The organism is Pinirhizobacter sp. (assembly GCF_035317885.1).
In the GTDB taxonomy this organism is placed as follows: domain Bacteria; phylum Pseudomonadota; class Gammaproteobacteria; order Xanthomonadales; family Rhodanobacteraceae; genus Pinirhizobacter.
This window is the reverse complement of record NZ_DATHFX010000514.1, coordinates 1-4,770: the sequence shown is the minus strand read 5'-3', so window position 1 is coordinate 4,770 and position 4,770 is coordinate 1. Positions and strand designations below refer to the sequence as shown.

4 protein-coding genes are annotated in these 4,770 nt (G+C 66.9%); 3 read left to right on the top strand and 1 reads right to left on the bottom strand.

The genetic code is table 11. The features are described 5' to 3' along the window. The 3 genes from VK519_RS16860 to VK519_RS16850 form a co-directional block, all read left to right on the top strand. Nucleotides 1-510 (top strand): formylglycine-generating enzyme family protein (locus VK519_RS16860; protein WP_324351687.1); only part of this gene is annotated, 510 nt, incomplete at its 5' end. Nucleotides 511-571: 61 nt separating this feature from the next. Beyond that, a complete protein-coding gene (locus VK519_RS16855; protein WP_324351685.1) occupies nucleotides 572-2,395 on the top strand; it encodes a glycoside hydrolase family 127 protein in 1,824 nt (607 codons plus the stop codon). 122 nt (nucleotides 2,396-2,517) lie between these two features. Continuing rightward, entirely contained in the window at nucleotides 2,518-3,660 is a 1,143-nt protein-coding gene (locus VK519_RS16850; protein WP_324351683.1) for a CaiB/BaiF CoA transferase family protein, read from the top strand. Here VK519_RS16850 and VK519_RS16845 read toward each other — a convergent pair. Beyond that, on the bottom strand, nucleotides 3,657-4,770 hold a 1,114-nt coding region (locus VK519_RS16845; RefSeq protein WP_324351681.1), incomplete at its 5' end, for an OPT family oligopeptide transporter. The two genes, VK519_RS16850 and VK519_RS16845, sit on opposite strands and share 4 nt — an antisense overlap.

Genomic DNA, 4,770 nt, shown 5'->3' with positions numbered 1-4,770 from the left:
CACAGCTTCCTGCGCCACTGGCGCGACGGCGAACCTCTTCCTGGCGAGATGAATAAACCCGTCGTCTGGGTGGCCCTGGAAGACGCCCGTGCTTACGCCGCCTGGGCCAGCAAACGCCTGCCGCACGAATGGGAGTGGCAGTATGCGGCGCAGGGCACCGATGGCAGGCGCTATCCCTGGGGAAATGAAGCCGATCCCTCGAGAATTCCCGCGACGAACCGTGGCCGCACGCTTCGCGCGCCCGACGACGTGGATGCGCATCCGGGCGGCGCCAGCCCGTTCGGTGTGCTCGACCTTGTCGGCAATGTCTGGCAATGGACGGACGAGTACGTCGACGAGCACACGCGTGCCGCGGTACTTCGCGGTGGCAGCAGTTACCTGCCGCAGACTTCGCACTGGTATTTCCCGCAGGCCTACCGGCTGGACCAGCATGGCAAGTACCTGTTGATGTCGCCGTGCAAGGACCGCTCCGGTTGCGTGGGCTTTCGCTGCGTGGTGGACGCGGCCTGATGCGCGCGCAAGCGGCGGGGCTCACCCCGCAGGACATCGAAGCCGTAGCCGGAGCGTTGCAATGACCGTATCCACCACCAGGCTGGGTGGCTTGCTCGGCGACGCACTCGACGCCAACCTGCACGGCCGTCTTTCGCATTTTATCGTCGATGAGAATAGCCCGGCGATCGCTATGTTCGCGCCCGCTCGCCGGGAGCAGAACCGCGAAGGCGACTGGTATGGCGAGCATGCGGGCAAGTGGCTGGTCGCTGCCGCACGCGCCGCGGCACGCAGCCACGACGCATCGTTTCGGGCCCGTGTACTGCGCGTGGCCGAATTCCTGGTGGGAGCGCAGGAAGCTGACGGTTACCTCGGCACCTACGCGGCCGACCGGCGCTTCATGCAGCCACAACCACCCAAGCCCGGCACTTGGGATGGCGCGCCCAGCGTGCGCACCTGGGATATCTGGACCCACGCCTACCTCGTGCTTGGGTTGCTGGAAGTCCACCGGCAGTTCGACTCACCGCCGTGCCTGGCGGCCGCCTGCAAGATCGGCGAGCTGTGCCTGCGGACACTCGGCCAGGGCGGCATCGATATCACCGACCTCGGCAACCACCACGGCATGTCGGCGACGGTGTTGCTGGATCCGGCCGTGGAGCTTTTCTTCGTCACGGGAAACGATCGCTACCTGGAGCTTGCGAATACGGTGCTGCGCCAGGCCGACGCCCACCGCGAGCTTGGCCTGGTGCGAAAAGCCCTGGCAGGCACCGATGCGGCCTTCATCGCCACGGGCAAGGCTTATCAGCTGGCGTGGAACCTGGTGGGCCTGGCGAAGCTTTACCGTGCCACGGGCCAGGATGAGCATCGGCTCGCCGTGGAAATGCTTTGGCAAAGCATCCGCGATCACCACCTGACCCTTGGTGGCGGTCCCTGGGGTGGAGTAGCGCATCGCTCGCGCGAATGCTTCAATCCGCCCGGCGTGTTCAGCCCGAACGGCTACGTGGAAACGTGCTCCACGCTCGCGTGGATGCAGCTCAACCGTGAGTTGCTACGTATCACCGGCGAGGCCAAATACGCCGAGGAAATCGAGCGCTCCGCCTATAACGACCTGCTCGCCGCGCAGGCGCCCGACGGCGAGGACCGGTGCTACTACGTGTTCCCCAACGGCCGGCGCGTGCACACCACGTACTGGCGCTGTTGCAAGTCCAGCGGCGCGATGGCGCTGGAGGAATTGCCCGGTGTCGCGTTCACCCAGGTTGACGACCATACGCTTGCCGTAAACGTGCATGGGCCGGGCGAGGCGAGTTTCGATATCGCCGGCGGCGTGCGACTGGTGTCGCTCACCTCGTATCCCTACGACGGGAAGGTACGCATCCGAGTGGCCATGCACGGCCAGGCGCGTTTTACCGTGCGCGTGCGCATACCGTCATGGACCATCGCGCCCTCCCTCGCCGTCAATAGCCGCGTGGTCGACGGCGCCGTGGAAGCCGGGGCGTTTGTCGCCCTCACGCGCCAGTGGTGCGATGGCGATGAGATCGAAGCGCAATTCCCGGCGCAGCCACTGTTGCACCATCGGACGAACCGCAACGTGCAGGAGTCGTTGGCCCCCGACGGCAGCCCCGTACGCCAGGAAGTGCTCCACGAGGAGTACGTGGCGTTCACCCACGGGCCGCTGGTGTACGCCACGGGGCTTATCGATGGTTTCAAGGCGAGCGAGAGCGTGCGCCTTCCCGACGGCCCGCCTGAACACTGGCTTCGGTACGAGGCCGCTTCGCCAAGCCTCATCGTCGAGCTTGGTTACAGGCCGCCGCTGGTCTTCACACCGTACTTCGCCGCCGGTGGTCGCGGTGACGGCGCATGGCGCCTCACCTGGCTGCCGCTGGCGCCATCTACCCCGGTTTCATGAGGGCATCCTCGTTACACAAGAATTTGTCGCTTAAGAACATATCCCAGGCTGCTTTTTCCCATCGGCCGCCTATTGCAAAGTGACGTCGTCGAGGGGTTGGCAACCGGATGAACGAGCAGCGCATGGAATCACCCAGGCAACAGGCGCCACGCGCGCAGGCAGGTCCGCTGGCAGGCGTGCGAGTGCTCGATCTTTCCGCGTATATCGCCGGACCCTACGGCTGCACGCTGCTGGCCGACCAGGGCGCCGACGTCATCAAAGTCGAGCCGCCCGGCGGCGACAACCTGCGGCAGTATCCGTCCACCCTGGCCGCCGAGAGCCGCGCCTTCCTCGGGGTGAATCGCAGCAAGCGCGGCATCGTGCTCGACCTCAAGCGTGCGGATGACCATGCCGCGCTGCTGCGGCTGGTGCGCGACGCCGACGTGCTGGTGCACAACTTCCGTCCCAGCGTACCGGCGCGGCTGGGCATCGACCACGACCGGCTCAACCTGGTGAACCCGCGGCTCATCTACTGCGCGGTCACCGGCTACGGCGAGGACGGTCCGATGCGCGACAAGGCCGGCTACGACCAGGTGCTGCAGACCATGACTGGCATGTGCGCGCTGCAGGGTAAGCGCGGTGGGCCGCCGGAAGTGATCTACGGCTCGGTGGTCGATTACTACGCCGCCGCGTTGCTGGCTGCGGGCGTTTCCTCCGCACTGTACGAACGCGAACACAGTGGGCTGGGCCAGTTCGTCGGCGTGTCGCTGCTGCGCAGCGCGCTCACCATGCAGTCGGCGCGGATGATCTGGGCGGAAGGTGAATCGCTGGACATCGGCCGGGACATGCGCTCGGGCGGCGTCACCGGCATCCATCCCACCCGCGAGGGCTACATCTACATCTCGGCCAACACGCCGCGCTTCTGGAAGGCGCTGTGCGAGCGCACGGGCCTGGACCTGCATGGCGACGAGCGATACGACACCGTGCGCAAGCGCGCCGAGCACCACGCGGAGATCGTGCCGCGCCTGCATGCGGCGCTGGCGGCACGCACGGCGATGGAATGGGAGGCCATCTTCGGCGATGACGTGCCCAGCGCCGCGGCGCGGCGCATCGAGGACATGTTCGACCATCCGCAGGTGGCCGCCGAGGGCCTGGTGGCGACTTTCGAACATCCCACCGTGGGAACCTATCGTGGCGTTACCCACCCGGTGAAGTTCGGCCGCACCCCCGGCCCCGAGCCCTTCGCTGCCCCGGTATTGGGGCAGCACGACAACGAGGTGGGTTAAACCACCTGGCGCCTGGCCACGCGGGAAATCCACAGGTACATCGCGGTGATCACGGCGGTGAAGGCGATGCCGCCGATCCACAGGGCGGCCGTGCCGAATTCCTCGCCCACCAGCGCCAGCGGCGTGGCCTTGTGCGAGAACACCACCAGTGCTGCCAGGAGCACCCCTATCAGGCTTTCGCCGACGATCATGCCCGACGCCAACAGGACGCCCAGCTGTTTGGTGGGCTCGGCGCGCGGTCCACGGTCGGCGCGGCGATCGAACCACCAGCCCACCACCGCGCCGACCACGATCATCAGCGTGGTGGAGCTGGGCAGGTAGATCCCCAGGCCCACCGCCAGCGGCGGCAGGCTGGCCGAGGTGGTGCGGCGGAGGATGGTATCGATGATGATGATGCCCACGCCGATCAGCGCCCCCTGGCCAAGCACGGACCAGTCCAGGTTTCCTTCGATCACGCCCTGGGCCAATGCCGAGATCAAGGCTGCCTGAGGGGCGGGCAAGGCGCGCGAAGGGTCGACACCCGGCGCCCCGGCGAAGCCGTAGGCCTGGTTGATCAGATCCAGTACCGGGGGGATCACCGCCGCGCCCGCCAGCACGCCGACGATCAGCGCCACCTGCTGGCGCCACGGCGTGGCATCCACCAGCTGGCCGGTTTTCAGGTCCTGCAGGTTGTTGTTGGCGATGGTCGCCACGGCGAACACTACCGCCGTGGCAAACAGGGCGAAGGCCACCAGGGCCTTGCCGGCGTCTGCGCCCAGCAGGGGCTTCACCCCGAACACCAGCAACAGGGCGGCACCAATCACCACCAGGATGCCCACGCCCGAGAGCGGGCTGTTCGACGAGCCGATCAGGCCCGCCATGTAACCGCACACAGCCGAAACGAAGAAGCTCATCACCACGATATAGACCAGCCCGCTGATCGCCAGCAGCCACGCGTGGCTGGCCAGCGTACCCACCGCGCTGAAGTCGTAGAGCAACCAGATGATCGGCAACAGGCAAACCACCGAGATGATGCCCACGATATGGATGGGAATATCGCGCTCGGTGCGCGGCAGGGTGGCGGCCTGGCCGGCCTTGCGCACGCGAGCGGCGGCGGCGGCGGCGGCAAGT

Coding starts and splice junctions, on each gene's coding strand:
- VK519_RS16855 (WP_324351685.1), top strand. CDS start 572: ATGACCGTATCCACCACCAGGCTGGGTGGCTTGCTCGGCGACGCACTC.
- VK519_RS16850 (WP_324351683.1), top strand. CDS start 2,518: ATGGAATCACCCAGGCAACAGGCGCCACGCGCGCAGGCAGGTCCGCTG.